This window comes from Pseudomonas canadensis, from assembly GCF_000503215.1.
GTDB lineage: Bacteria > Pseudomonadota > Gammaproteobacteria > Pseudomonadales > Pseudomonadaceae > Aquipseudomonas > Aquipseudomonas canadensis.
This window is the reverse complement of the sequence record NZ_AYTD01000013.1, coordinates 177371-204241: the sequence shown is the minus strand read 5'-3', so window position 1 is coordinate 204241 and position 26871 is coordinate 177371. Positions and strand designations below refer to the sequence as shown.

At 61.0% G+C, this 26871-nt stretch carries 31 protein-coding genes and 1 tRNA gene; 15 read left to right on the top strand and 17 right to left on the bottom strand.

Annotated features, from left to right (window positions below; genetic code table 11):
• Positions 1-25 precede the first annotated feature (25 nt).
• Positions 26-520 carry a SprT family zinc-dependent metalloprotease gene (locus U367_RS0109785; protein ID WP_010209629.1) on the bottom strand — a complete coding sequence of 165 codons (495 nt, stop codon included), beginning with the start codon at positions 518-520 and terminating at the stop codon, positions 26-28.
• 128 nt (positions 521-648) lie between these two features.
• Positions 649-1251 (bottom strand): Yip1 family protein, encoded by a 603-nt coding sequence (locus U367_RS0109780; protein ID WP_016977555.1) that lies wholly within the window; start codon positions 1249-1251, stop codon positions 649-651.
• Between the two features lie 262 nt (positions 1252-1513).
• Here U367_RS0109780 and ttcA point away from each other — a divergent pair, with 262 nt between their 5' ends.
• Both ttcA and U367_RS0109770 read left to right on the top strand, forming a co-directional pair.
• Entirely contained in the window at positions 1514-2338 is an 825-nt protein-coding gene (ttcA, locus tag U367_RS0109775; RefSeq protein WP_028616780.1) for a tRNA 2-thiocytidine(32) synthetase TtcA, read from the top strand.
• A 67-nt stretch (positions 2339-2405) separates the two neighbouring features.
• The gene (locus U367_RS0109770; protein WP_028616779.1) at positions 2406-3077 is read left to right on the top strand and encodes a DNA-3-methyladenine glycosylase I; all 672 of its coding nucleotides are present in this window, start codon (positions 2406-2408) and stop codon (positions 3075-3077) included.
• Positions 3078-3166: 89 nt separating this feature from the next.
• Here the strand turns inward: U367_RS0109770 and U367_RS0109765 are convergent, their stop codons facing one another.
• From U367_RS0109765 to arsC, 3 genes are read right to left on the bottom strand one after another with little or no spacing between them, the layout of a single operon-like run.
• Entirely contained in the window at positions 3167-3583 is a 417-nt protein-coding gene (locus U367_RS0109765; protein ID WP_028616778.1) for a DUF2069 domain-containing protein, read from the bottom strand.
• Complete coding sequence (gene wrbA / locus U367_RS0109760; RefSeq protein ID WP_028616777.1) at positions 3567-4181, bottom strand: NAD(P)H:quinone oxidoreductase; 615 nt, start codon at positions 4179-4181, stop codon at positions 3567-3569. Before wrbA ends, U367_RS0109765 begins: the two co-directional genes overlap by 17 nt.
• Entirely contained in the window at positions 4178-4531 is a 354-nt protein-coding gene (gene arsC, locus U367_RS0109755; protein WP_028616776.1) for an arsenate reductase (glutaredoxin), read from the bottom strand. Before arsC ends, wrbA begins: the two co-directional genes overlap by 4 nt.
• A 115-nt stretch (positions 4532-4646) precedes the next feature.
• Here arsC and U367_RS0109750 point away from each other — a divergent pair, with 115 nt between their 5' ends.
• Positions 4647-5108, top strand: a complete 462-nt coding sequence (locus tag U367_RS0109750; RefSeq protein ID WP_028616775.1) for a TlpA disulfide reductase family protein — start codon at positions 4647-4649, stop codon at positions 5106-5108.
• Positions 5109-5177: 69 nt separating this feature from the next.
• On the opposite strand, the gene U367_RS0109745 is transcribed toward U367_RS0109750, so the two are convergent.
• From U367_RS0109745 to U367_RS0109730, 4 genes are all read right to left on the bottom strand, one after another.
• Positions 5178-5582 carry an META domain-containing protein gene (locus U367_RS0109745; RefSeq protein ID WP_028616774.1) on the bottom strand — a complete coding sequence of 135 codons (405 nt, stop codon included), beginning with the start codon at positions 5580-5582 and terminating at the stop codon, positions 5178-5180.
• Positions 5579-6019, bottom strand: a complete 441-nt coding sequence (locus U367_RS0109740) for a hypothetical protein (protein WP_028616773.1) — start codon at positions 6017-6019, stop codon at positions 5579-5581. Before U367_RS0109740 ends, U367_RS0109745 begins: the two co-directional genes overlap by 4 nt.
• Before the next feature lie 71 nt (positions 6020-6090).
• On the bottom strand, positions 6091-7080 hold the full coding sequence (locus U367_RS0109735) for a 2-hydroxyacid dehydrogenase (protein WP_028616772.1): 990 nt from the start codon (positions 7078-7080) through the stop codon (positions 6091-6093).
• 107 nt (positions 7081-7187) lie between these two features.
• Positions 7188-9941, bottom strand: a complete 2754-nt coding sequence (locus U367_RS0109730) for a response regulator (RefSeq protein WP_028616771.1) — start codon at positions 9939-9941, stop codon at positions 7188-7190.
• A gap of 206 nt (positions 9942-10147) precedes the next feature.
• Between U367_RS0109730 and U367_RS0109725 the strand changes: the two genes are divergently transcribed.
• Together U367_RS0109725 and U367_RS0109720 are read left to right on the top strand one after the other, a co-directional pair.
• Positions 10148-10876 (top strand): response regulator transcription factor, encoded by a 729-nt coding sequence (locus U367_RS0109725; protein ID WP_028616770.1) that lies wholly within the window; start codon positions 10148-10150, stop codon positions 10874-10876.
• On the top strand, positions 10863-12221 hold the full coding sequence (locus tag U367_RS0109720) for a sensor histidine kinase (RefSeq protein ID WP_028616769.1): 1359 nt from the start codon (positions 10863-10865) through the stop codon (positions 12219-12221). The genes U367_RS0109725 and U367_RS0109720 overlap by 14 nt, the downstream gene beginning before the upstream one ends.
• Here the strand turns inward: U367_RS0109720 and U367_RS0109715 are convergent.
• On the bottom strand, positions 12218-12733 hold the full coding sequence (locus tag U367_RS0109715) for a DUF2062 domain-containing protein (RefSeq protein WP_012724913.1): 516 nt from the start codon (positions 12731-12733) through the stop codon (positions 12218-12220). The genes U367_RS0109720 and U367_RS0109715 overlap by 4 nt on opposite strands.
• Positions 12734-12868: 135 nt before the next feature.
• Between U367_RS0109715 and U367_RS0109710 the strand changes: the two genes are divergently transcribed.
• From U367_RS0109710 to murB, 8 genes are all read left to right on the top strand, one after another.
• Positions 12869-15094 carry a DNA internalization-related competence protein ComEC/Rec2 gene (locus U367_RS0109710; protein WP_236639972.1) on the top strand — a complete coding sequence of 742 codons (2226 nt, stop codon included), beginning with the start codon at positions 12869-12871 and terminating at the stop codon, positions 15092-15094.
• Between the two features lie 73 nt (positions 15095-15167).
• A complete protein-coding gene (locus tag U367_RS0109705) occupies positions 15168-15803 on the top strand; it encodes a MotA/TolQ/ExbB proton channel family protein (protein ID WP_016978182.1) in 636 nt (211 codons plus the stop codon).
• Positions 15800-16228, top strand: coding sequence for an ExbD/TolR family protein (locus U367_RS0109700; RefSeq protein ID WP_010209650.1), 429 nt, complete (start codon positions 15800-15802; stop codon positions 16226-16228). The genes U367_RS0109705 and U367_RS0109700 overlap by 4 nt, the downstream gene beginning before the upstream one ends.
• Positions 16228-17238 carry a tetraacyldisaccharide 4'-kinase gene (gene lpxK / locus U367_RS0109695; protein ID WP_028616767.1) on the top strand — a complete coding sequence of 337 codons (1011 nt, stop codon included), beginning with the start codon at positions 16228-16230 and terminating at the stop codon, positions 17236-17238. The genes U367_RS0109700 and lpxK overlap by 1 nt, the downstream gene beginning before the upstream one ends.
• Before the next feature lie 24 nt (positions 17239-17262).
• The gene (locus tag U367_RS0109690) at positions 17263-17448 is read left to right on the top strand and encodes a Trm112 family protein (protein WP_003174668.1); all 186 of its coding nucleotides are present in this window, start codon (positions 17263-17265) and stop codon (positions 17446-17448) included.
• Entirely contained in the window at positions 17445-18209 is a 765-nt protein-coding gene (gene kdsB / locus U367_RS0109685; RefSeq protein ID WP_028616766.1) for a 3-deoxy-manno-octulosonate cytidylyltransferase, read from the top strand. Before U367_RS0109690 ends, kdsB begins: the two co-directional genes overlap by 4 nt.
• Entirely contained in the window at positions 18209-18673 is a 465-nt protein-coding gene (locus tag U367_RS0109680) for a low molecular weight protein-tyrosine-phosphatase (protein WP_010209653.1), read from the top strand. The genes kdsB and U367_RS0109680 overlap by 1 nt, the downstream gene beginning before the upstream one ends.
• Entirely contained in the window at positions 18670-19689 is a 1020-nt protein-coding gene (gene murB / locus U367_RS0109675; protein WP_028616765.1) for a UDP-N-acetylmuramate dehydrogenase, read from the top strand. Before U367_RS0109680 ends, murB begins: the two co-directional genes overlap by 4 nt.
• Positions 19690-19751: 62 nt before the next feature.
• On the opposite strand, the gene U367_RS0109670 is transcribed toward murB, so the two are convergent.
• Complete coding sequence (locus U367_RS0109670; RefSeq protein ID WP_016977342.1) at positions 19752-20423, bottom strand: Bax inhibitor-1/YccA family protein; 672 nt, start codon at positions 20421-20423, stop codon at positions 19752-19754.
• A gap of 152 nt (positions 20424-20575) precedes the next feature.
• Here U367_RS0109670 and U367_RS0109665 point away from each other — a divergent pair.
• Positions 20576-20666: transfer RNA gene (locus U367_RS0109665), tRNA-Ser, on the top strand.
• Between the two features lie 117 nt (positions 20667-20783).
• Here the strand turns inward: U367_RS0109665 and U367_RS0109660 are convergent.
• The 6 genes from U367_RS0109660 to U367_RS0109630 all read right to left on the bottom strand — a co-directional run bounded on the left by U367_RS0109660 (position 20784) and on the right by U367_RS0109630 (position 26124).
• Complete coding sequence (locus U367_RS0109660; protein WP_028616764.1) at positions 20784-21848, bottom strand: tyrosine-type recombinase/integrase; 1065 nt, start codon at positions 21846-21848, stop codon at positions 20784-20786.
• Between the two features lie 4 nt (positions 21849-21852).
• Entirely contained in the window at positions 21853-22089 is a 237-nt protein-coding gene (locus U367_RS0109655; RefSeq protein WP_028616763.1) for a DUF4224 domain-containing protein, read from the bottom strand.
• A 634-nt stretch (positions 22090-22723) separates the two neighbouring features.
• Entirely contained in the window at positions 22724-23113 is a 390-nt protein-coding gene (locus U367_RS0109645; protein ID WP_028616762.1) for a hypothetical protein, read from the bottom strand.
• A 73-nt stretch (positions 23114-23186) separates the two neighbouring features.
• On the bottom strand, positions 23187-23387 hold the full coding sequence (locus U367_RS0109640) for a hypothetical protein (RefSeq protein ID WP_032864180.1): 201 nt from the start codon (positions 23385-23387) through the stop codon (positions 23187-23189).
• Between the two features lie 46 nt (positions 23388-23433).
• On the bottom strand, positions 23434-24000 hold the full coding sequence (locus U367_RS1000000130800) for a DUF4406 domain-containing protein (RefSeq protein ID WP_073860015.1): 567 nt from the start codon (positions 23998-24000) through the stop codon (positions 23434-23436).
• A 42-nt stretch (positions 24001-24042) separates the two neighbouring features.
• The gene (locus U367_RS0109630; protein WP_028616760.1) at positions 24043-26124 is read right to left on the bottom strand and encodes a DNA cytosine methyltransferase; all 2082 of its coding nucleotides are present in this window, start codon (positions 26122-26124) and stop codon (positions 24043-24045) included.
• A 47-nt stretch (positions 26125-26171) separates the two neighbouring features.
• Here U367_RS0109630 and U367_RS1000000131580 point away from each other — a divergent pair, with 47 nt between their 5' ends.
• Positions 26172-26870 (top strand): hypothetical protein, encoded by a 699-nt coding sequence (locus tag U367_RS1000000131580; RefSeq protein WP_152537909.1) that lies wholly within the window; start codon positions 26172-26174, stop codon positions 26868-26870.
• The last annotated feature ends 1 nt before the right edge of the window (position 26871 follow it).

The window sequence follows — 26871 nt, the reverse complement described above, 5'->3', positions numbered from 1 at the left end:
GGCAAGCCAGCTTCTACGGAAGAGGTCACTCCACCCGCGTTTCCCCCGTAAACACCAAGGTCTGCCGGCACCGCCTGCACAAATACCGCCGCCCCTGAGCCACCATGCCATGGCGTTGTGACGAGAACGGAAAGTCACTGTCCGCACACGGGCATCGGTAGATATAGCGAGTCACCTGGCGACGCTTAACTTCATAAGTGTGGCAACGATCCGGCGGCAGTTCGTAAACCCCGCGCATGATCAATTGCCATTCCTCGCCATGGGGCTGGATGCGTTCGCCAAATAATTGGTGGGCAATCAGGTGCGCCACTTCATGGGCAACGGTCTGTTTCAGGAAGTGTTGGCTGTTTTCACGGTACAACTGTGGGTTGAAACGCAGCAGGTTCTCGTGCAAATGCGCGACACCGGCCTTCTGGCCCCGCAGCTTGAGGCTGACCTGGGGGCGTTTGAAGCTTCGTTTGAAAAAGGATTCGGCTTGTAGGAAACAATCTTCGACGCGGGTATTGAGTTGCTCGGGCATGCTGTACATATCTCCAGAGACGTCCAGTATGCCGCAAAGCTGGGTGTTTCCGAATCTGTCAGGCGCCGAATGGTCATGCATGATGCACAAAGCCACCTTGCGGTGGCTTTGCCTAAGGTTTTAAACGGTCAGTTGGTGTAGATCGGGCCCACGCCCAGCCCCCAGACGATCACGGTAAACGCCATGATCGCCACCAGTACCACCAGGCCCACGGCCAGAACCGAGCTGGAAAACAGGAAGCCTTCATCCGGGTCGATGTTCATGAAGGTCGGCAGCCCCACATAGAGCAAGTACACCGTGTAGCAGATGGCCGCCGTGCCCACGACCATGCCCAGCCACATATGCGGATAGAGTGCGGCCAGCCCACCGATAAACAGCGGCGTAGCGGTGTAGGTGGCAAAGGCCACGCAGCGTGCCATGCTGGGATTGGCGTCGTAGGTGCGCGCCATCCAGTGAATGAACGCCCCCATCACCGCCACGCCACCGAGCATGGCGGCGTAGGACATGATGGTCATCCACAAGGCGCTTTCCTGGGTCAGCATCACCGGCGCACGATTGCCGATGACCCAGCCGACCTGGGTGGTGCCGATAAAGGCGGAAACGGCAGGGATCGCCGCAAGAATCAAGGTGTGAGTGAGGTACATGTGGCCGATGCTTTCTTCTTTATCGCCACGGATTTCCCGCCATTCCTGGTCGGGATGGGTAAACAGCCCCACGACGTGATGGATCATGCCAGTCACTCCTGTCGTTATTACCATCGCCCCCCATCGGAGCGCCCACGGGCCAAATGGCCTCAAAGGTCTGGATAGATGTGCGACCTCTAGTCGCAGTATAGGAAGTGATGACCGGAATAACTGTAGGGCCTTTAGAGCAAATTGCGCTGTAAACATTGGGCTTAATCGCGGTGGGGTCTTTTACCGCTGGCCCTTTTGATGGTTTTTTTGCGTAAAATACCCGGCTTTTCGTCACACACCTCTAGCGGATCCAAGCGCCATGGGCACTCTTACGGTCAACCAGAACAAACTGCAAAAACGCCTGCGTCGCCTGGCCGGTGAAGCGGTCGCCGATTTCAACATGATCGAGGACGGCGACAAGGTCATGGTCTGCCTCTCCGGCGGCAAAGACAGTTACACAATGCTCGACGTGCTGCTGCACCTGCAAAAGGTCGCGCCGATCCGGTTCGAGATCGTTGCCGTCAACATGGACCAGAAACAACCGGGCTTCCCTGAGCATGTGCTGCCGGCCTACCTCAAGGAGTTGGGCGTCGAGTACCACATCGTCGAGAAAGACACCTACTCGGTGGTCAAGGAACTGATTCCGGAAGGCAAGACCACCTGCTCGCTGTGCTCGCGCCTGCGCCGTGGCACGCTGTACACCTTCGCAGATGAAATCGGCGCGACCAAGATGGCCCTGGGTCACCACCGCGACGATATCGTTGAGACCTTTTTCCTCAATATGTTCTTCAACGGCTCGCTCAAGGCCATGCCGCCCAAGCTGCGCGCCGATGACGGGCGTAACGTGGTGATCCGCCCGCTGGCGTATTGCAACGAGAAGGACATCCAGGCCTACTCCGACTTCAAGCAATTCCCGATCATTCCGTGCAACCTGTGTGGCTCCCAGGAAAACCTGCAGCGCCAGGTGGTCAAGGAAATGCTGGTGGACTGGGAGCGCAAGACCCCAGGCCGCACCGAAAGCATCTTCCGCAGCCTGCAGAATGTGCAGCCGTCGCAGTTGGCTGACCGCAACCTGTTCGACTTCACCAGCCTGAAAATTGATGAAACCGCCGCCTCGCGCTTCGTCAATGTGGTGAACCTCTGAGCCATTTCAATGCTCTGACACACGGCGCTCGCGGGCGCCGTTATCAATTCAACTGCCAGGAGAGGGCATGCGCGATTACAAGTGGCTTCACGAATACTGTCTGAACCGCTTCGGTTCGGCAGCCGAGCTGGAAGCCCATCTGCCTGTAGCCAAGACCCCGGCGCAACTGCGCAAGATCAGCGATGATCGCTACCTGTCGACCCTGGCGCTGCGCGTGTTTCGTGCGGGCTTGAAGCACAGCGTGGTGGATGCCAAGTGGCCAGCGTTCGAAAAGGTGTTTTTCGGCTTCGACCCGGAAAAAGTCGTGTTGATGGGCGCTGAGCACCTGGAGCGCTTGATGCAGGACACCAGCATCATCCGTCACCTGGGCAAGCTCAAGAGCGTGCCGCGCAATGCGCAGATGATCCTCGACATCGAGCAGGAGAAGGGCAGCTTCGGCGCGTTTATCGCCGATTGGCCGGTGACTGATATCGTCGGGCTATGGAAGTACCTGAGCAAGCACGGACATCAGCTCGGCGGGCTATCAGCACCGCGCTTCTTGCGCATGGTCGGCAAGGACACTTTTGTGCCGAGTTATGACGTGGTGGCGGCGTTGAACGCGCAGAAGATCGTCGACAAGGCACCGACCAGCCTGCGCGACTTGGCGACGGTGCAGGGCGCGTTCAACCAATGGCACGCCGAGAGTGGGCGGCCGATGTGCCAGTTGTCGATGATGCTGGCCTACACAGTGAATCATTGAGACCGGGGTGATGCCTTCGCGAGCAAGCCCGCTCCCACATTTGGAACGCATCCCCGTGTGGGAGCGGGCTTGCTCGCGAAGACTGACTTTCAGGCGACCCGGGCTTCAGCCAGGCGGCGATTTAATTGATGCCGCCAGCGCACATACAACAACGCCGTACAAAACACCGCCAGGCTTGCCAGCATCTCCAGCACCCCGAACCACTGCCGGTTCGGGTCGTACGCCGCCAGCGCGCCCTTGATGAAATACAGGTTCACCACAAAGCACATCCACGAATGCCCGCGCGCGCTGCCCGTCAGCATGCCCGGCGTCAGCACCAGCAGCGGCACCAGTTCGATCAGCAGGATCACCCAAGGCCGCGCGCCATGCAGGTCGGCGACGAACAGGTAATACACGCACAGCAGACCCACCAGGCCCAAAAACGCCAGCAGGCTGAGCACGCGTGCCAGCTTGACCCGCGGCTCGAGCCACGCTTGGGGTGGCAGGACCTTAGGCTTTCTGGCCACTGCCGCTCTCCAGCAAGGTAGCGGTAGTCGCCAGGCGCAGGCCAAGGGCGCGGCACAGGGCGATTTCATGTTGATCGAGCATGCGCTTGCCATCGGGGCCGGCGTGATGGCTGGCGCCATACGGGGTGCCACCGCCCTGGGTATCGAGCAGCGCTTGTTCGCTGTAGGGCAGGCCGGTGATCAGCATGCCGTGGTGCAGCAGCGGCAGCAGCATCGACATCAACGTGGTTTCCTGACCGCCGTGCAGGCTGGCGGTGGAGGTGAACACCCCGGCCGGCTTGCCGACGAGGGCGCCGGTGAGCCATAGGTTGCTGGTGCCGTCGATGAAATACTTGAGCGGCGCTGCCATGTTGCCGAAACGGGTCGGGCTGCCGAGGGCCAGGCCGGAGCAGTGCTTCAGGTCATCCAGGCTGGCGTACAGCGCGCCTTCGTCCGGGATGCTTGGCGCCACGGCTTCGCACTCGGTGGAGATCGCCGGCACGGTGCGCAGTCGCGCTTCCATACCGCCTTGCTCGATGCCCCGGGCGATCTGCCGGGCCATTTCGCTCACCGAGCCATTGCGGCTGTAATACAGCACTAGCACATAGGGCGACGTCACGGCAGGATCTCCAGCACGTTTTCCGGCGGACGGCCAATGATGGCTTTATCGGCGGTTTCCAGGATCGGGCGTTCCATCAGCTTCGGGTGCTCGGCGATGGCGGCAATCAACTGCGCTTCGCTGAGGCTGGCGTCGGCGAGGTTGAGCGCCTTGTATTCATCTTCGCCGGTGCGCAGCAGTTGGCGGGCGCTGATGCCCAGCTTGCCCAGCAGCGCCTTTAATTGCGCGGCGTTCAGCGGGGTTTCCAGGTAGCGCACCACGTTGGGGGTAAGGCCGCGGGCTTCGAGCAGTTCCAGCGCACCGCGGGATTTCGAGCAGCGCGGGTTGTGATAAAGCGTCAGATCGGTCATGTGCGGGTCGCATCTTGCGTAAGGTGGCGGGTATTCTACCCGCGCAGCGACCTGTCCTTAAACCGTAAGAGGCGATAGGTCGCAGCCAACGTTCATTTTTGCGAAGGATTACCCCATGACAAGGCGACTGATCGGTGCATTGGCGATCATCACAACCCTGCTGCTCAGCGGCTGCGGTAACGATTACGGCGTTGACCAATATGGCAAGAAGGTGGCTTCCGAACGCTTGGACAAGCAGTGGCTGGTGGTCAACTACTGGGCCGAATGGTGTGGTCCGTGCCGCACGGAAATCCCCGAGCTCAATGCCTTGGCCGAGCAACTGAAGGCGCAGAACGTGGGCGTATTCGGGGTCAACTTCGACAACGTGCAGGGCGAAGAGCTGAAAGCCGCCAGCGACAAGCTGGGCATCAAGTTCACGGTGCTGGCGCAGAATCCGGAAGAGATCTTCGATATCCCGCGCAGCGAAGCGTTGCCGGTGACCTACATCATCGATGACAAGGGCAAGGTGCGTGAGACGTTGATGGGTGAGCAAACGGCGGAAGGCGTATTGGCAAAACTCAAGGCCTTGCGCGGGTAAAGCAGCCACTCAAAACAAATGTGGGAGCGAGCAAGCCCGCTCCCACATTTTGATCGTGAAAGGCTAGGGTTAGCCTTCTTCCAGCCACAGACGAATCGGCTTGCCTTCGGCCGGCCAGAACCGCGTCTGTTCGATCGGCGAGATGTCCCAGCGCTGCACCCCTTGCAGGGCCTGGAAGAAGCGGTGTTCCTGCTCCATCAAGGCCTCGGCGCAGAGTTTACGGGTGCTGCCGATCTGGCCGAAGCTGAGCTTTTCGCCGTCGACGGTGTAGGGCGCGAACCAGTGGTTGCAGCCGCCGTTGCCGTAGGCACGGCCATCGGCGCCGAGGGTGACGGTCAGGTGCGCGTAGTCCATCAGCGGCCGTTCACCAATCCATTCGACCACGTAGCTGTGATCCTGCTTGAGCTTGACTGCATCCCCGGCGCAGCCCGCCAGGGCCGCTCCGACGGCGGCGAGCAGAAGCAGGCCTTTCATTGCGCGGCCTTTTGGCATTTCGGGCAGCGGTGCTTGTCGCCCTCGCTGGCCCAGCCCAATTCGGCAATGCGTGCATTGGCGGCGGGTTGCAGCGGCGCTTTGGTCAGCTTGGTTTCCACCGCAAATTCGAACTCCAACACCGCATCGCAGCTGTCGCAGTTGACCTTCCAGGTGTGAATCTCCAACTCGCCGAATTTCGGCCCCTGGGCCATGGCGACCCACTGGCCCGCCGGGCGGATGGAGTAGCGCGCATCACCTTCGACGGTGAGGCGCATCGACAGGGTTTTACTGCCGCGCAGGGAGACGATCAACACGTCGCCATGCTTGATCGAACCACCGTTGCCGGTGACCTGGTAACGGCCCGGCACCAGGGCGCGGCATTCGATCAGGGTGTGTTGCGGGCTCAGCAAACTGAAGCGGAAATCGTGTTCGGCCATGGATCCTCCAAATAGGCGCGGCATCCTATCACGGGTGCTGGCTCATCATGAGCCTGGTATGTGACCGCTGATCATCCTTCGACAAGGTTCCGCGCCTGGCCGTCGGCCCAGGCCGCGATGTTGGCCAAGGTGGTGCCGGCGATGGCCGCCAGGGCTTCGCGGGTGAGAAACGCCTGGTGGGCGGTGATGATCACGTTGGGGAAGGTCAGCAGGCGCGCGAGGACGTCGTCCTGTAGGGGCAGGTCGGAGCGGTCTTCGAAGAACAGCTGGGCTTCTTCTTCATACACATCCAGCCCCAAGTAGCCGAGCTGACCGTCCTTGAGCGCTTCGATCAGCGCCGGGGTGTCCACCAGACCGCCGCGACCGGTGTTGATCAGCATCGCGCCTGGCTGCATCTGCGCCAGGGAACGGGCATTGATCAAGTGCTTGCTGTCGGCCGTCAGCGGGCAATGCAGGCTGATGATCTGCGCCTGGTCCAGCAGTTCGGGCAGGCTCACGTAGCGCGCGCCCAGGGCCTGCACTTGCGGGTTGGGGAAGGGGTCGTAGGCGAGTAACTGGCAACCGAAGCCGGCCATGATCTTGGCGAAGGTGGCACCGATCTGCCCGGTGCCGACCACGCCGACGGTCTTGCCCACCAGGTCGAAACCGGTGAGGCCGTGCAGGCTGAAATCACCGTCGCGGGTGCGGTTATAGGCGCGGTGCAGGCGACGGTTGAGGGCGAGGATCAGCGCGACCGCATGCTCGGCCACCGCATGGGGCGAATACGCCGGCACGCGCACGATGGTCAGGCCCAGGCGCTTGGCGGCGGCCAGGTCCACATGGTTGTAGCCCGCCGAACGCAGCGCGATCAACCGCGTGCCGCCCTTGGCCAGGTGCTCCAGGACCGGGGCGCTGAGGTCGTCGTTGATAAAGGCGCAGACCACGTCGTGATGCTCGGCAAGGGCCGCGGTGTCGAGGTTGAGGCGGGCGGGCTGGAACTGCAGTTCCAGGCCGGGCGGCAGGGGTTCGCCGAGAAAACTGTCGCGGTCGTAGGTCTGGCTGCTGAAAAGAATGACGCGCATGGAAAAGCTCCCTGCAATTACAAATGAATGAGCAGGCTTTTGTGGTGAGCGGGCTTGCCCCGCGCGAGGCAAGCTCGCTCACCACAAAAGCCTGTTCCTGTAAAAAGTCAGGCGTTGACCCGCGCTTCACTGGCGAGTCGGGCAATGGCCATGTCCAGTTCGTCCAACGCATGCTGGGCCTTGGCGTCGTCCTGCTTGAGCAGGGTTTCGGCGCGGTGGCACGCAGCCCGCAACTGCGGTACGCCGCAGTAACGGGTGGCGCCGTGCAGGCGGTGCACGCGTTCGATCAGGGCGTTGTTGTCATTGGCGTCACGGGCAAGGGTGATGGCGAGTCGGTCGGCCTCCAGGGAGGCGAGCAACATGGCGAGCATGTCCGCCGCCAGATCAGCCTTGCCGGCGGCCAGGCGCAGGCCCTCTTCATGGTCCAGTACGGGCACTTGTACGCCGGGGCCGAGGCCATCCGTTGCACGTTCCGGGCCTTGATTACGCAGCGCCAGGCCGGTCCACTTCAACACGACTTGGGCCAGTTGCCGCTCGCTGATGGGTTTGGTCAGGTAATCGTCCATGCCGCTTTGCAGCAAGGCGCGTTTTTCGTTGGCCATTGCGTGGGCGGTGAGAGCGACCACCGGCAATGGCGTGCCGCTGCGCTCGCTTTCCCACTGGCGGATCGCTTCGGTGCTCTGGCGGCCGTCCATGCCGGGCATTTGCACGTCCATCAGCACGAGGTCGAAGGTGTCCTGTTTCACCGCGTCGATGGCGGCATACCCGCTTTCCACGGCGCGCACCCGTGCGCCCATGTCTTCCAGCAGGGTCTGTACCAGTAGCAAGTTCGCCGGGTTGTCGTCCACGCACAGCACACGCGGCGCGCGGCTGGACAACGGCTCGCCCGGTTCGCTGCGCGAAGGGCGCGGGCTGATCAGGTCGGACAGCGCGCGACGCAGCTTGCGTGTGCACGCCGGTTTGGCCTGCAATTGGCTGTTGGGATTGGGCACGGATTGGTTGAACAGCATCTGTTCGGTGGTCGGGCACAGCACCAGCACTTTGCAGCCCAAATGTTCGAGGTCCCATAGATGCTGGTTGAGGCGCTCGGGCGGAATGTCATTGGCGGTCACGCCGAGCACCGCAAGGTCAATGGCCTGCTCAGTCTGATGGGCGCTGGTAATGCCGTTGGTCAGGCTTTCCAGGCTATTGAACGGCGTGACTTCCAGGCCGCAGTCTTCCAGTTGATGTTGCAGCGCCTGGCGTGCCAATTCGTGGTTTTCCAGCACCGCCACGCGATGGCCCAGCAGCGGCGCGGAAGGCAGGTCTTCGACATCGTCACGGGTCTTGGGCAGGTTCAGGCTGATCCAGAATTCCGAGCCTTCGCCTGGCGTGCTGTCGACGCCGATTTCACCGCCCATCTGTTCGATCAGGCGCTTGGAAATCACCAGCCCCAACCCCGTGCCGCCGGGTTGGCGCGACAGCGAGTTGTCGGCCTGGCTGAAGGCCTGGAACAGCGCGCGCACGTCCTGGCTGGACAGGCCGATGCCGGTGTCCTGCACGCTGATGCGCAATTGCACGCTGTCTTCCTGCTCGTCCTCGATCATCGCCCGGGCGACAATGGTGCCTTCGCGGGTGAACTTGATCGCGTTGCTGATCAGGTTGGTAAGGATCTGCTTGAGGCGCAACGGATCACCCACCAGCGCCAGTGGCGTGTCGCGGTACACCAGGCTCACCAGTTCCAGCTGTTTGGCATGGGCGGCGGGGGCGAGGATGGTCAGGGTGTCTTGCAGCAAGTCGCGCAGGTTGAACGGGATGCTGTCGAGCACCAGTTTGCCGGCCTCGATTTTCGAGAAGTCGAGGATCTCGTTGATGATGCCCAGCAGGTTGTCGGCGGACTTTTCGATGGTGCCCAAGTAGTCGAGCTGGCGCGGGGTCAGCTCGCTTTTTTGCAGCAAATGGGTAAAACCGAGAATGCCGTTGAGCGGGGTGCGGATTTCATGGCTCATGTTGGCCAGGAACTCCGACTTGATGCGGCTGGCCTCCAGGGCCTCCTTGCGCGCCAGGTCCAGCTCGATGTTCTGGATCTCGATGGTTTCCAGGTTCTGGCGCACGTCTTCGGTGGCTTGGTCGATGCTGTGTTGCAGTTCTTCCTGGGCGTTCTGCAAGGTCTCGGCCATGCGGTTGATGCCCGAGGCGAGTTGGTCCAGTTCCTGGCTGCCCAAGGGCGGCAAACGGGTTTCCAGGTTGCCGTCCTTGAGTTGGGCCACGGCTTGCTTGATCTGGCCGATGGGCGAGTTGATGGTGCGGCTGATGCGCAGTGCCAGCGCCGCGGTGCAGATCAGGCCGATGGCGATCAGCAACAAGCTGGCGAACAGGCTGCGGTAGCCACGCAGCAACATACCGTTGTGGGACAGTTCCACCTCGACCCAACCCAGCAGGCGGTCGGCTTCATCCGGGATCAGTTCGCCGGCGAGGTTGCGGTGACGGCCAAACACCGGCAGCAAATAGCGGGTGGCGTCATTGCCGGTGCGCTGCAATAAATGGGAGCTGTTACCGACCGGCGGCTGGTTGAGCATGGTCGGGCCGGCGTGGGCGAGGGGCGCGCGATCCGGGCTGAGGAAAGACACGGCACGCACGTCCGGCTGTTCCAGGGATTGAGTGGCGATGCGCTCGAGCAAATCGGTGTTGCGCGCACTGAGGGCGGGCGCGACCAGGGGCGCCAACTGTTCGGCGATCATTTCGCCGCGTTGCAGCAATTGGGTCTGCAGTTCCGAGAGCTGCATCCAGGTGAAATAACCGCCCAGCAACGAGGCCATCAGGCTGGTCGGTAATAAGGTCAGCAACAGTACGCGGCCTTTTATCCCCATTCTTGTCAGCACGCCACTCTCCTGCTACCACATTGATATCTACGGAATTGCGCGGGCATCCGGCCCGCGCCACCTGCGCAGTGTAGCCATTTGCGCGGCGAGGAATCTTGCAAATTAATGACATACGGCAATCTTGAAGGCATTTGGCGGCCAGTGGCGATTGCCTGCTGCGGGGTTATCTTGAATAATCAGTCATTGAGAATGACTTGCAGATACTAATGAATCCTGTAGCAACTGGCCTACCCAGTATCCTGACCATCGAAGATGACCCCGTGCTGGGCGCTTATGTCCATGAGCACCTGGGGCGCTGTGGTTTCCATGTCACCTGGTGCCAGAACGGCCAGCAAGGCCTGCAGATGGCGCGCGACCAGGTGTTCGACGTGGTGTTGATGGACATTCTGCTGCCAGGGCTGGACGGGTTGTCGATCCTGACCCATCTGCGCCAGAGCCATTCGATCCCGGTGATCCTGATGTCGGCACTGGGGGCTGAGGCCGATCGCATCAGCGGTTTTCGCCTGGGCGCCGATGACTACCTGCCCAAGCCGTTCAGCATGATCGAGCTGCGCGTGCGCATCGAGGCCATCCTGCGCCGTGTCGCCTTGGACAGACGCCCATTGCCGAGCCTGGCACCCGCACGTGACGATACCCGCACCCTGCGCTTCGACGATGAACTGTGCGATGTCTGCCACCTGGAACATCGGGCTGGCCTGACCCGCAGTGAATATCGCCTGCTGGAAACTTTGCATCGCAACGCTGAAGAAGTCCTCAGCAAACCCTTCCTTTACCAGCAGGTGCTGCAACGTGGTTATGCGCCCCATGACCGCAGCCTCGACATGCATATCAGCCAGATCCGCCGCAAGCTCAAGGCCATCGGCTACACCGAGCGCGAAGTGCGCACGGTGTGGGGCAAGGGCTATGTGCTGAGCGGTGCTGATGACAGCCTTTAAAGGCCTGCCGGGCAAGCACTCGTTATTCTGGAAGCTGGCCTGCCTGTTGATCGCCTTCTGTTTGCTGATGATCTGGCTCAGTTGGTCGTGGGGGCGCTACATGGAGCAGAAGAACGCCTACCTGTCCGATGAAGCGCGGATCACCTTGAGTGGTTACGCGTTGCGAGCGGAGCAGGCCTGGAACCGAGACGGCAATGCTGGCGTCGATGCGTGGCTGCAGGAGATGGGCGAGCGCGAAACCACCTGGATCGGCGTGATCGGCAATGACTTGCAATCGCTGAGCAGCTACCCGCTGACCGACAAGGAAAGCCAGCGCCTGACCTTTCTGCGTGGCCTGGACTGGCCGGTGAGCCGGCATGCCAAAGGTCTGCCGTGGCTGAAAATCCCGTTTCCGGTCGACCCCAACGCAGGCTCGCTGGTGATCGAGTTGCCGCAGCGCTTCATGCCGGGGCGCTACCAACTGTTCTGGCGGGTGGTGACCAATGGCGTGATCCCCGGCCTGTTTACCCTGTTGCTGTGCGTCGGCCTGTATCGGCTGCTGATCATGCCCCTCAATCAACTGCGTGAGCAGGCCAACGCCTGGCGTGCTGACCAGTTGAACACGCGGCTGTCCCACGACGCGACCAGTCGTCAGGATGAATTGGGTGAGCTGGGCCGCGCGTTCGACCACATGTCCGAGCGCTTGCAGGGCACCGTGGTATTGCAGCAGCAACTGCTGCGGGACATGTCCCATGAGCTGCGCACGCCGCTGAGCCGCCTGCGCGTGGCGTGTGACAGTGAGCAGGACCTGACGCAACTGCGCGAGCGGCTTGGCCGTGAGATCGATGCGATGCAACGCCTGGTGGAAGACAGCCTGCAACTGGCGTGGTTGGACACCGAGCGGGCGCCGCTGCCCCAGGAAGATATCCAGCTTCAGGCGCTGTGGGATATGTTGCGCGAAAACGCATGCTTCGAAAGCGATTGGCCCGCGTCGCACCTGCCGTGTCTGCTCGGCCCGGAATGCTGGGTGCGCGGCAACCTGAATGCGTTGGCCCAGGCCTTGGAAAACATTCTGCGCAATGCCATTCGCCATTCACCCGTGGGCGGTGTGGTCAGCCTGGATGGGCGTCGCGAAGGTGACTATTGGCATGTATGGCTGGAGGACGAGGGCGGCGGGATCGATGACGGGGACCTGGAACGGATCTTCGCACCGTTCACCCGCCTGGACGGATCACGCCCCGGCGATGGTGGCTTCGGCCTGGGCTTGAGCATCGCGCGCAACGCCGTGCAGCGCCAGGACGGTAGCTTGTGGGCGCAAAACACCGGAAAAGGGCTGCGGGTGCATCTGCGTCTGCGGGCTTGCTAGGCGCGACGCTGTTTGCGTTTTTTCCATTGGTGGGCCACCCACCAGCGCCAATAGCCCATGGTCAGGCAATACGCGAGCGCACCCAGCACCAGCCCCAACACCACTGAACCCAGCAGGAACGGCTGCCATAACGTGCTCAATTGGCCGCTGATCCATTCCCAGGTCAGGTCATCCGGCAAGCTGCGCGGGGGCACATTCATCAACCAGGCGCCTGTCATGTAGGTGCAGATAAACACCACCGGCATGGTGATCGGGTTGGTCAGCCATACCAGGCTGACCGCGATGGGCATATTGCCGCGCACGGTGATCGCCAGGACGGCGGCCAGCAGCATCTGTAACGGAATGGGAATAAAAGCCGCGAACAAACCCACAGCCATTGCGCGCGCGACCGAGTGCCGGTTCAGGTGCCAGAGGTTCGGGTCATGCAGCAAGGTGCCAAGGAACTGTAATGACTTGTGTTCCCTGATACTGCTGGGGTCAGGCATGTATCGTTTGAATAAGCGCCGGGGCATAAGGGGTCCAGGTCAGTTCGAGGGGCAAGTATGCCCGCATTCTATAAACAGAAAATTCAGACTTTGTGACAAAACATCATAGGCCGTGCTGGGCATCCGGCTAAGACTGAGTGGATCACTTGAAAAGGATGATTCATGAGGACAGGGATGTGCGCGTTTGCGCTGGGGCTGCTGGCCTTGCGCTTTTTACCGGCATTGCCGACGACCGGTTGGCTGATCGCCTTGCTGGTGCTGGCCCTGATGCTGTTGCCGTTTCGCACGTATCCCTTGGCTTTTTTCCTGTTTGGGCTGAGTTGGGCGTGCATGAGCGCGCAGTGGGCGCTGGATGATCGCCTCAAGCCAGTACTGGACGGTCAGACGCGCTGGGTGGAAGGGCGGGTCAGCGGGCTTCCGCAACAGACGGACGAGGGCGTGCGCTTTGTACTGACCGACAGTCGGTCGCGTAATGCCCGGTTGCCCACGCACATCCGGGTGTCCTGGCGTGGCGGGCCGCCCGTGCGCAGCGGTGAACGCTGGCGCCTGGCCGTCACCCTCAAGCGGCCCGCCGGGTTGCTGAACTTCCACGGCTTTGATCAGGAGGCTTGGCTGCTGGCCCAGCGCATTGGCGCCACCGGTACGGTAAAGGATGGAGAGCGCCTGGCACCGGCTGCCAACGCCTGGCGCGACAGTGTGCGTCAGCGTTTGCTTGCGGTGGACGCCCAAGGCCGGGAGGCTGGCCTGATTGCCCTGGTGTTGGGCGATGGCTCTGGATTGGCGGCTGCTGATTGGCAGGTGCTGCAGGATACAGGGACTGTGCATTTGCTGGTCATCTCCGGCCAGCATATCGGCCTGCTGGCGGGGTTGATTTACGGTTTGATCGCTGGCTTGGCGCGCTATGGATGCTGGCCTCGAACCTGGCCATGGCTGCCCTGGGCTTGTGGGCTGGCGTTCACTACGGCGCTGGGTTACGGCTTGCTGGCTGGATTTGGCGTGCCGGTGCAGCGCGCCTGCGTGATGGTTGGGCTGGTGTTGTTGTGGCGATTGCGCTTGCGTCACCTAGGGCTGTGGTGGCCTTTGTTGCTGGCGCTCAATGGGGTGCTGATCCTGGAGCCGTTGGCCAGCTTGCAGCCGGGGTTCTGGCTGTCCTTTGCGGCGGTTGCGGTGCTGATCCTGGCGTTTGGTGGCCGTCTGGGACCCTGGAGCCTGTGGCAGGTGTGGACTCGGCCGCAGTGGTTGATTGCCATCGGGTTGTTTCCGGCCTTGCTGGTGTTGGGGCTGCCCATTAGCCTGAGTGCGCCGTTTGCCAACCTGGTGGCGGTGCCATGGATCAGCCTGGTGGTGTTGCCGCTGGCCTTGTTGGGCACTGCATTGCTGGCGTTGCCGTTTGTAGGGGAAGGTCTGCTGTGGCTGGCGGGCGGGGCACTGGGTGCCTTGTTCAACGGCTTGGCGTGGCTCGCCGGACAGATGCCGGCCTGGATTCCGGCCGATGTACCGCTGGGGTATTGGTTGGTAAGTCTGCTGGGCGCAGTGCTGCTCCTGCTGCCCAAGGGCGTGCCGTTTCGTGTGTTGGGTTGGCCGATGTTTCTGCTGGCGGTGTTTCCCCCACGAGCGCTGGTGCCCGACGGACAGGTGGAGGTGACGCAGCTTGATGTCGGCCAGGGGCAATCGTTGATTTTGCGCACCCGTCATCACACGTTGCTCTACGACGCCGGCCCGCGTTCCGGCACATTCGACTTGGGTGCGCGCGTGGTACTGCCGTCTTTGCGAAAGCTCGGGGTAGGAGAGCTGGATATGCTGCTGCTCAGCCACGCCGATGCCGATCACGCCGGGGGTGCAGCGGCGATTGCCAATGGCATGCCGATCAAGCGTGTGGTGGGCGGAGAAACTGAAGGTCTGCCCCCATCGCTCGCCACCCAGCCTTGCACCAGCGGCGAGCGCTGGATCTGGGACGGTGTGACCTTCGAACTCTGGCAGTGGCCGGACGCCATAAGTGGCAACGCGAAGTCCTGCGTCTTGCAGGTGCAGGCCAATGGCGAGCGCCTGCTGCTGACCGGTGATATTGGCCGTGCGGCGGAACAGGCCATGCTTGCGTCACCGCTGGCGGTGCCCACCGATTGGCTGCAAGCGCCGCACCATGGCAGTCGCAGTTCTTCGTCCTGGCCCTTTGTGGAACGGCTTGCTCCGCGATCCGTGCTGATCTCGCGAGGGCGCAACAATGCGTTCGGCCATCCCCATCCACAGGTGATGGAACGCTACCAGCGGTTGGGCAGCCAGGTATATGACAGCGCCGAGCAGGGCGCTGTACGTCTGCAGTTGGGTGCTTTTACGCCCCCGATAGTTGCGCGCAGTCAACGCCGGTTCTGGCGCGAGCGGTTACCCTAGCCGCGGCCGATGGGGTCTGTGGTCGACGCACCTATATGGTAAAGTGGCGCACTTTTTCGAGGGGACATTCACTGTGTGGGAATTGGTCAAATCCGGCGGCTGGATGATGTTGCCGATCATCATGAGTTCTATCGCCGCACTCGGCATCGTCGCCGAACGCCTGTGGACCCTTCGCGCCAGCCGCGTGACCCCCGAGCATTTGCTGGGGCAGGTCTGGTCCTGGATCAAGAACAAACAGCTCGATAAGGAAAAACTCAAGGAGCTGCGCGCCAATTCCCCGTTGGGTGAGATCCTCGCTGCCGGGCTGGCCAATTCCAAGCACGGTCGCGAGATTATGAAAGAGTGCATCGAGGAAGCCGCCGCCCGCGTCATCCATGAACTGGAACGCTACATCAACGCCCTCGGCACCATCGCCGCCATGGCGCCGTTGCTCGGCTTGCTCGGTACGGTGTTGGGCATGATCGATATCTTCAGCTCGTTCATGGGCTCCGGCATGACCACCAACGCGGCCGTACTGGCCGGTGGTATCTCCAAGGCGCTGATCACCACGGCCGCAGGCCTGATGGTGGGTATTCCCTCGGTGTTCTTCCACCGCTTCCTGCAACGCCGTATCGATGAGCTTGTGGTGGGCATGGAGCAGGAAGCCATCAAACTGGTGGAAGTGGTGCAGGGCGACCGTGACGTGGACCTGGTTGGGGGCAAAGCGTGAAATTTCGCCGCAAGCAACGGGAAAACGTCGATATCAACCTCGCGTCGCTGATCGACGTGGTGTTTATCCTGCTGCTGTTTTTTGTCGTCACCACCACCTTCACCCGGCAGACCGAACTGCGCGTCGACCTGCCGGAGGCCGTGAGCGGTTCGCCGGCCGAGGACCAGCAAGTCAAGCAATTGGACATCGCCATCAGCGCCGACGGGGTGTTTTCGGTGAATAACCAGTTACTCGAGAAAAACGACCTGGCCAGCCTGATGGATGCCTTGCAGAAAGAGTCCGGCGGCGACACTAAGCTGCCGCTGTCGATCAGTGCCGATGGCAAGACCCAGCACCAGGCCGTGATCACCGCAATGGACGCCGCCGGCAAACTCGGTTTCAGCCATTTGCGCATGACCACTGTCGAGGCGGCGGGCCAACCCTGATGGCCCTGTCTGATCGTTTGCTCAAGGCCTGGTACGAGGGCCATCCGGCGCTTGCGCTGTTGCGGCCGCTGGAGTCCTTGTATCGCCGGGTGGTGCAGCGCAAGCGTGCACGCTTCCTGGCGGGTGAGGGCGAGATCTATCAATCGCCGGTGCCGGTGGTGGTGGTCGGTAATATCACCGTGGGTGGCACCGGCAAGACGCCGTTGATCCTGTGGCTGATCGAACACTGCCGACGTAGCGGCTTGCGCGTAGGTGTGGTCAGTCGAGGGTATGGCGCCAAGCCGCCGCAGTTGCCATGGCGGGTCGAAGGCAGCCAGAGCGCCGAAGTGGCGGGTGATGAGCCCTTGTTGATCGTGCAGCGCTGCGGCGTGCCGTTGATGATTGACCCCGATCGCAGCCGTGCGGTCCAGGCGCTGCTGGCCAGCGAAACCCTGGACCTGATCCTCTCCGACGACGGTCTCCAGCACTACCGCCTGGCCCGTGACCTTGAACTGGTGCTGATCGACGCTGCCCGGGGCCTGGGCAACCGCCGTTGCCTGCCGGCGGGACCGTTGCGTGAGCCTGTTGAACGTCTGCAGAGCGTCGATGCGCTGTTGTACAACGGCGCCGCCAGTGATCGAGACGATGGTTTCGCCTTTCGCTTGCAGCCCACCGCACTGGTCAACCTGCTGACCGGCGAGCGGCAGCCGGTGGATCATTTTCCAGCAGGTCAGCAGGTGCATGCGGTTGCCGGCATCGGCAACCCGCAACGTTTCTTCAATACCCTTGAAACGCTACACTGGCAGCCGATACCCCATGGGTTTGCCGACCACGCGACTTACAGCGCCGAAGTCCTGAATTTTACGCCGTCATTGCCGCTGGTCATGACCGAGAAGGACGCGGTGAAGTGCCGCGCCTTTGCCCAGCCCGACTGGTGGTACCTTGCGGTGGATGCACTGCCGTCGCCGGCGTTCGTCGCCTGGTTCGACACGCAGCTGATGCGTCTGTTGCCTGCCCGCCTTTTGCCTTAAACCGCTGCTTTCCAGGAAACACTCATGGACACCAAATTGCTCGATATCCTCGCTTGCCCGATCTGCAAAGGCCCGCTCAAGCTCAGCGCCGACAAAACCGAGCTGATCAGCAAAGGCGCCGGCCTGGCTTACCCGATCCGTGATGGCATCCCGGTGATGCTGGAAAGCGAAGCTCGCACCCTGACCACCGATGAGCGCCTGGATAAATGACCACCGCCTTTACCGTTGTCATTCCTTCCCGCTACGCCTCGACCCGTCTGCCGGGCAAGCCGCTGCAACTGATCGGCAGCAAGCCGATGATCCAGCTGGTGTGGGAACAGGCCTGCAAGAGCAGCGCCGAGCGCGTGGTGGTGGCCACCGACGACCCGCGCATCATCGAAGCCTGCAAGGGCTTCGGTGCCGAGGCGGTGCTGACCCGCGAAGACCATAACTCTGGCACCGACCGCCTGGCCGAAGTCGCCACCCAGCTTGGCCTGGCGCCTGACGCCATCGTGGTCAACGTGCAAGGCGACGAACCCCTGATCCCGCCCAGTGTGATCGACCAGGTGGCCGCCAACCTGGCCGCCCATGGCGAAGCACGCATGGCGACCCTGGCCGAGCCGATTGAAGACATCGAGACCCTGTTCAATCCGAACGTGGTAAAGGTAGTCAGTGACATCAACGGCCTGGCGCTGACGTTCAGCCGTTCGACCTTGCCTTGGGCGCGCGACGCCTTCGCCAAGCAGCCTGACGTGTTGCCGGAAGGCGTGCCTTACCGTCGCCATATCGGCATTTACGCCTACCGCGCCGGCTTCCTGCATGACTTCGTCAGCTGGGGCCCATGCTGGCTGGAAAATACCGAGTCCCTGGAGCAACTGCGGGCCCTGTGGCATGGCGTGCGCATCCACGTGGGCGATGCGCTGGAAGCACCGCCGGCCGGTGTTGACACTCCGGAAGACCTTGAGCGCGTCCGTCGCCTGCTGGGGGCCTGATGGAGGTTCTGTTTGTCTGCTTGGGCAATATCTGCCGCTCGCCCACCGCAGAAGGCGTGCTGCGCCATAAATTGCGCGAAGCGGGGCTGGCGGGGCAGGTCGAAGTCGCGTCCGCCGGGACGGGTGAATGGCATGTCGGCAACCCGCCGGACCAGCGCAGCCAGCGTGCGGCGTTGGTGCGCGGCTACGATTTGTCGGCCCAGCGTGCCCAGCAGGTTTCTCGCGCCGACTTTGCGCGCTATGACCTGATCCTGGCCATGGATCACAGCAATCTGCGCAACCTCAAGGCCCTGCAGCCGGGCCAGGGCAAGGCTGAGCTGGACCTTTTCCTGCGCCGTTACGACGCCGAAGTGGACGAAGTGCCGGACCCGTATTACGAAGGCGAACAAGGCTTTGAACGGGTCCTGGACCTGATTGAACGTGCCTGTGATTTATTGGTGATCGAATTGAAGGGGCGGTTATGACCTTGCAGGTGCTTGCGCAGGTGTCGCTCAAGCCATTCAACAGCTTTGGCATTGACGTGCGTGCCCAGCTGTTCGCCGAGGCCCGCAGCGACGATGATGTCCGTGAGGCCTTGGCCTATTCGGCGGCACACGCGGTGCCGCTGCTGGTGATCGGCGGCGGTAGCAACTTGCTGTTGACCCAGGACATTCCGGCGCTGGTGCTGCGCATGGCCAGCCAGGGCATCCGTGTGTTGCACGACGACGGCACGCAGGTGGTGGTCGAGGCCGAAGCCGGCGAGGCCTGGCATCCGTTCGTGCTATGGACCCTGGAACAAGGCTTCTGCGGCTTGGAAAACCTCAGCCTCATCCCCGGTACCGTTGGCGCCGCGCCCATGCAGAATATCGGCGCCTACGGTGTCGAGATCAAGGATGTATTCGCCGGCCTGACCGCTCTGGATCGTCACACCGGCGAGTTGCGCAATTTCAGCCTGGAAGAATGCAACTTTGCCTACCGCGACAGCCTGTTCAAACACGAGACCGCGCGCTGGCTGATCTTGCGGGTGCGCTTTGCCCTGAGCCGCGCCAGCCGCCTGAAACTCGACTACGGTCCGGTGCAGCAGCGCCTGGCGGGGCAGGGGATCACCGAGGCAACACCGAGTGACGTCAGCCGCGCGATCTGCAGTATCCGCCGGGAAAAACTGCCCGATCCGGCCGAGCTGGGCAATGCGGGCAGCTTCTTCAAGAACCCGCTGGTGTCCCAGGTGCTGGCGGCTGAGCTGCAGGCGCGCTATCCGGACCTGGTGGCGTACCCGCAGGCCGATGGGCAGATGAAGCTTGCGGCCGGCTGGCTGATCGACAAGGCAGGCTGGAAGGGCTTCCGTGACGGCGATGCCGGCGTGCACAAGTTGCAGGCGCTGGTGTTGGTCAACTATGGCGATGCCACAGGGCACGATATTGCGAACTTGGCCCAGCGTATCCAGCGCGACATTGCAGAGCGTTTCAAGGTCGATCTGGAAATGGAGCCCAACCAGTATTAAGCCCCTTCAAACAAAAATGCCCCGCATCTTTCGATGCGGGGCATTTTTTATTGCGCTGACAATCAGTCGTCGCGGCTCATGATGCCAAAGATCTGCAACAAGCTGATGAACAGGTTGTAGATCGACACATACAGGCTGATGGTCGCCATGATGTAGTTACGTTCACCACCGTGGATGATCGCGCTGGTCTGGAACAGGATGCACACCGAGGAGAACAGCACAAAACCTGCGCTGATCGCCAATTGCAGGCCGCTGATCTGGAAGAACATGCTCGCAACCACAGCCGCCAGCAACACGAAGAAACCAGCGGTAATGAAACCACCCAGGAAGCTCATGTCCTTGCGGGTGATCAGCACGTAGGCCGACAGGCCGCCAAACACCAGTGCGGTCATGGCAAACGCCGAGCTGACCACTTCCGCGCCGCCGGCCATGCCGAGGTAACGGTTGAGGATCGGGCCGAGGATAAAGCCCATGAAACCGGTCAAGGCAAACGCCGACACCAGGCCCCAGGCCGAGTCACGCAGCTTGTTGGTCAGGAAGAACAGGCCATAGAAGCCGATCAGCACGACAAAGATATTCGGGTAGCCGACGCGCATCTGCTGGGCCACGAACGCCATCACGCCGCTGAATGCGAGGGTAAGGGCGAGCAGGCCATAGGTGTTGCGCAACACGCGGCTGACTTCAAGCTGCTCAGCCTGCGCGTTACCATTCACTGCGTAATTCTGTTCGCGCATGGCGACACTCCTTCGGTTTTGAAACGTTCAGTCGCAAAGATCATAACAGACGCTCTGTAACAAGCGATGGCAAGAGTTTGACAGTGTGTTTCATTCGGGTATTATGGCGCCCGCTGAGACGGGATGGGCTACTATAATCCTGTGATGCACAAGGGAAATTGGCAGAGTGGTTGAATGCACCGGTCTTGAAAACCGGCGGACGTTAATAGCGTCTCCAGGGTTCGAATCCCTGGTTTCCCGCCAAGATTCAAACAAAAGCCCCGCACTAGCGGGGCTTTTGTGTTTCTGGGGCTTGATGCTCCTACCAGCTTAGAGCCTGATAGTTTCCGCATCATTTCAGGCAGTTTCCGCAACTCGATGTCAGCGGGTCGGTTTCACGATCTCCCCGACACGCCTGTAAACCGTCTCGGTTATGCGTTTGTCGGTGTGCCCCAGCAGTCGGCTGGCATCACCCAGGTCCAGGATTTCGCTGGCCGCTTTTGGGCGGATGTCACGGAACTGGAACTGCCGAATACTCGCGGCCAACACCCCATCACCTGCGCCCCTGGCGATGACGATTGCCTTGTCGCGCGCATCGTCAAAACGCAGTCGCAGCATGTGCTTGGTCACTTGCCTCCCGTCCTCCGTGACGATCAGATAAGGGTTTCGAACCCCCCGCGCGCGTCTCTGCGCAGTCAGGCGCTCAACCAGCATGCCCAAATCATTTAGCGCACCGGCGGCCGTCAGGCGGATCCGCAGCTTCTTGGACGTCTTGCCTTGGGATACCTGCAGGAATTCGTTAACCGCGTCGGCCTCCCGCATTGACAGCGTGTCAGCCGGGCGCTGGGCAGTCAGGTATGCCAGATCCATTGCATCGCGCAGCTCTGAGGTTGCCACCGCGTATACGGCGCTCCAGATTTCCTCGCTGGCGTAGAAGTCGCGCGGCGCCTCTTTGTTCTTGCGCACACCGGCGGCGGGGTTGGCCTCAGTCAATCCCCATTCGCGTGCGATGTTGTAGATGTGTGACAGCAGGGAGATCTCCCGGTTGGCTCGAACTTTGGCGGTGCGGCTGTCGCGGTACTGCGCAATAATCTGCGGCGTAACCGCATCGATAGGCGCGTCACTGAACACATTGCGCAGCTGTTTCAGGCTCAGCCGGTTATCGCTTTGCGTTTTGGGCGCCTTGCCCGGGACGATCTCCCGTTCGTACCGGTCAAACACTTGGCCCAGCAGAGCGTTCTTCTTCGGCACCGGCTTGCAATCTAGCTTTGCCCATTCAGCCTTGGCGATGTCCAAGTCACCCCCGAGCGGGATCTCTACCCGCTTCCCGTCTTCATTCCTCCCGTCGTAGTAGTACCCAACCCACTCTTTACCGCCTTTCAGCGTGCGCACGCGCCGAATCATTCGCGGCGGCAGGTCCCTGTTCGCCGCCTTTTTTGCTCGCATCGATTTATCCTACTTTTGACAGATCCAGTGACCAGGCTTCGGCCGCGACATTCTCTGCTGATGGTTTTACGCCTGCCAGTTTCATGCGGGCGTAGAAGCGGCCTACTACAGGTCGGCGCGCGCGGGTCAGCACATACTTCCAGCCGTTTCGATTGAGCCAGGAGATCTGGCCTGACGGGATCATGTAACCGGTGATTGCCGCGATCTCTTCCTCGGCAAGGGTTTCGCTTTGAATTTCCATAGTGGTGTCCTTGCCGCGCTGGGCGGCAGAAAGTGGTCCACCGCTTTGCGGCAGGCACTTGTGCTTTAATGAGAAAAATTCTTACAGGTGGCGCGAAATGGATAAGGCGTTTAGAAACCCTTTGTTTTTGACTGGGATCCCGTTGGCAATCTGCGGCATCGCGATCACTGCGCCAGCCCTTTGGATTCCCGGTTTGGTTTTGATGGTTTGTGGCTTGGCGAAGGGCAAGAAACAGCCTTGATGCTCACCGGCAGGCATGTAGGGGGATTGGGGTTAGGGCTTCTTGCGTTCTGGCGGTGAGGGCGGGAAGCTGAAGTAATGGCGGCTTTTGCCGGTGTAGCCGCATTCGCTACATCCCGTGGATGGGCCACAGCTGCAGCCACCCTCGCACCCGCAGCTGCATCCGGAGCAATCCAAGGTGCACCAGCTTTCCTGCTCAACTTCTCCTTCCTGTGTGATCAGGTAGTTGATGCGACGGTCCAGGCGAAATCCGGTTATTTTCTCAGCGTCCTCATAGGTCGCCGGCACTGAGCGGAAGCCGTACTGTGCTTTGGGATCATCTACGAAACGGCTTACCTTCCTCATGGCCTTGGCCCCTTGTAGATGAACACATAGGCGAACCAGAGGGTGGCGGTCACGACCTCCTCCCAATTTCAGCAGCTGCCTCAACTATTGCGCGGCGAGTCGTCCCGAAAGGATCATCTTGGTGATACATGGTCTGCTCGCCGAAGCGCTCAGCATCCACGTAGGTGTATGGGCCGGTGTCGCCGTCGAACGGCTCGACTATGTGAATGGCCACGCCCAGGCGCTCCATGCGCCCCATCACCACAGCCAGGCGTAGCGCATCCCCGTCGTTGATGAGGGGGTTCCAGTGGCCACGGACGCCGGACTTGCCAGCCAGCCGGAAAGGCCACTTTGGATCGCTGCAGGTGCACCGTTCTATATCGATTCGCGCGGAGTGCGCGGCCTGGATGAGTAGCTTGCGGTCAGCTGCAGCCAAGTCGTGTTTGTTTTCTTCGGGCATGACTTCGTCCTTGCCGCTATAGCGGCTGACTTTGAAGGGGGGATGGGGAGGGGTGGAACGAAAGAGCGAGGCGCTAATTCCAGCGAACGTCGAGTTCTGAAATTTGCTGCTGCAGCTGCTCTATGAGTTCAAACCAAGAATCGAAACCATTTGATTCGTTCTGGACCAGGAACAGGTAATAACCTCCGGTTTCACCTGCGCGGTCATCCTGAATTTCTATCGTCCAACCGGCGTATTCGCCAGTCAATACTGTTCCAGTACGAATGATCTGCATGTGTTGGTCGGAATCCAGTGAATGTTTGAAATGGCAGCTGTACTTTTTACATCAGCTTGAAAAATGTTGGTACTGCGGCATTCTCCCTCGTTACCAGATCATGGGCATTCACAACCGTCATGCCGAGTTGTTCCGCAATCAGGACTTCCAGGCGTGCGCCTTGCGACTTCTCCCAGTCGGGCAGAAGTGCGATCACGCCACACAGACCCAGGCGCGTCAGGTCGTAGGCCATGTAGTCGGCCCACTGCGCGCCCTCGACGATTCCGTGGTCTGCCGGGTTTTCGACTTCGTAGCCCTGGGCGCGCAGCTGATCGGCTACGGCGTTGAAGGCCGGGTAGTTGAAGTCGGCGATACCCGTCATTGGCCCAGCCACGTAGACGCGGTTGGCGCGGCTGGCCTGGAGCGTTACGAATTGCTCGCCTGGCTGACTTTTACTGCTGAATGCCCATGCGGTAGGCCCCTGACACATCTCGCAAGTGAGGTTGCGCGTGATCTCGTCGATCGTTTCTCGATCAAGCTTCTTGCCGTAATGGTTGACGAGCTCGTTGGCGATCGTAAATACCATCGTGCCGAGTCGGGTGGATTGCGGATCTTGGTTGTCTTTAGTGCGCATGGGGAGTCCTTGCCGGGCATGCCCGGCTGTGGAGTTGGGGAGTTACGCGGCGTGTGCTTGGCGTTCTTCTGCGCGCCACGGGTCGTTGGCGCGTGCCAGCGCTGCCATAGGCGGAGGGCTCACGCTGTTGCCGCACATGTGCACCTGCTGAGTCTTGGTGAACGGCTTGCCGTCGGCTCCGTGGTTGATGATGTAGTCGGCGGGGAAGCCTTGGGCTTTGTACAGCTCGGACGGCTTCAGCATCCGCAGGCAGATATCGACGATCACGTAGGGCGTGCCCTTCACCATCACGGTGACCATTGCCAGCCGATCCTTGGTAGTGATCGTCGGCGCCGGTGAGTCGCAAGCGCTGATGTTCTCCGTGCCGTAGTAGCTGATCAGGAAAGCGGCAACGCGCAGGGCGCCCGCTTCATGCTCTGGCGAGAGGGTGAGCGACACCAGTGAGCTCTTGCCACCGCCGCCGGCCGTGATGGTCGGCGCCGGATCTTCCAGGCCCTGGCCAACACTGCCGCCGAATGCACGCTCCATGAATGCGCTCACCAACCCGTGGTGCTGGCCGCCTGCGCTAATGGTGTGCAGCGGATCATTTGCGTCCCGTGCATCGCAGTTGCCACGCAAGTGCACCAGGTTCGCCGCCACCAGCTGTTGCTGGCTGCCGGTGTTGGTCACCGTGGTCATCGGGTCTTCGATGCTCTTGGCGTCGGTAGTATTGAAACCGCCATTCATTTGAGCCATGAACACCGTGGATATGCCCATGGCGTGAGCGGCGCCGGCCGGGCGCTGATAGTTGCCGCCGCTGGTGATGGTCGGCAGTGGCTCGTCCAGCGCCTTGCCCGCGTCATCGAAGCGGAACTTCACCAGGTGTGCCGCTGCGATCGAGCGGTGGTTCTGGGTCATCAGCGTGCCCACCGGCTGGTCCATGCCCACCGGCTTGCCCGAATACTCGGGGCCACCGGCCCCAACCATTAACGGGCTGATCAGTGTCAGCTCACCGCGGTTCGCGCAGGTCACTGTCGGCAGCGGGTCGAGCGGATCGTTGATGCGGTCGCTGCCCTGGTGTGTTGCCGGTGCGATGATCGGGCTGACCACGCTGAAGGCGCCGCCCTTCGGGTAGGAGGTGATGGTGCGCAGCGGCTCGTCGGCCGACTGCACTGCCTCGCCGGACCAGTTGGCGATTGGCACAATGAACGGCGCCGCGCTGTCGATGACGAATTTCTTCATGCCCTTGGCAACGCGGCGCAGGGTGGCCGGGGCCAGGTCTTTCTTGCGGCCGAAGATGCTTTTGCCCAAGTCGGTAAAGTCGATGCAGTCGGCGGCGGTTTTCCACTTCTGCTGACCCTTGGCTGGGTTCTTGGCGTGGGTTGGCTCAGGCCACACGATCGGCTGACCATCGCACCGGGCGATCATGAACAGGCGTTCCCGGCTGGTCGGCGCGCCGTAGTCGCAAGCCCTGAGCACTCGCCACTCAACGGCGTAGCCCAGACCCTCCAGCAGTTGAACGAACCGGCGCCAGGTGGTGCCCCGGCGCTTCGGGTCTGGCACCAGAAACTGATTCGACACCGGCACCTGTTCGCCCAGATCTGCGACCCGGTTGATTTTGCTCTTTGGCTTGGTCGGGTGCGGTACCAGGTCCAAAGTGACTACGCGCCCGGTCTCCTTGTCGCGCTTGGCGATCAGCGGCCCCCACTGGAGGATTTGTTTCACGTTTTCCAAGCTGATCACCCGGGGCCGCTTCTTGCCTCCCCACTTCAAGCCGATCCACGAAAGGTTCCGGATCTCACGCTTGCGCGGCTGGCCGCCGGCCGCCTGGCTGTGGTGCGTGCAGTCCGGCGACATGTGGAACCAGCCCACCGCCTTGCCGCCGCATTCGGTGTCCGGATCACCCTCGAACACGTCGGTGGTGAAGTGCTGGGCGCCTGGGTGGTTCATGGTGTGCATGCTGATCGCTTGCGGGCTGTGGTTCTTCGCAACGTTCACCGCGCGGCCCAGGCCCATTTCCAACCCGGTCCCGGCACCGCCACCACCGCAGAAGAAGTCGACAACGATCTCATCGTCCTGAGGGTTGAAGCCGAGTCCGTATTGGGTTTTGAAATCGAAGGGGTGTTTCTTCTGTTGTGCGGACATAGAGGATCCTCGCCGGTATAGTTCCGGGATCTACAGGGGAGTGGGTTATGAGTCGTGACTGGGTCGTTTGGCTTTGTTCGTTTTTACTTTTTGCTTGCGGTGCTGTATGGGCAGCGGTACCGATCCGCAGCGATTTTTTCGTTGTGAGCAACGTGCATGATCTATTTGAGATACTCGGCTCGTTAGCGACAGTAGTCGCTGTATGCGTCGCCGCAGCCAATATCAATAGTTGGAAGCATCAAGTTAATGCCGCTGCAGATCTTGAGCTCGCGCGCAGGCTTGTCGCGTGCCTTCATGGGTATAGAACTCGAATGCAAAACATGTGGTATTGGGCGGATTTCGCAGTTCAAATGGTAGAAGTCGATGATGAAATAACCGCCAGCGATATGGGGTTTGATGAGAAAAAGATATCACCAGAGATTAAAGAGACAAGGGAGCAACAAATGCAATTAAAGGAGCTTGTGCTGCAGTCCCAATCTGCCTGGCGTGTCGAGCTTGAGTCGGAGGCTGCTGAGATTTTCAAGTTCACGGATCGATGTTTTTTTATTCTTAATAATTCATTTATTTGGATGGGGGCTTATGATTCTAATACTAAGCTTGGTGAGAGAATGAATGGATCGATTAATCGGCACTGGTCTTGGTTCGTAAAAAATAATTGCCGGACTCCAGAGCAGGCATATATGTTTATTGATAGCTTGATTTCCAATTTTGAGAAGAAAATTGAAAAGAAACTTATGATTCAATGAG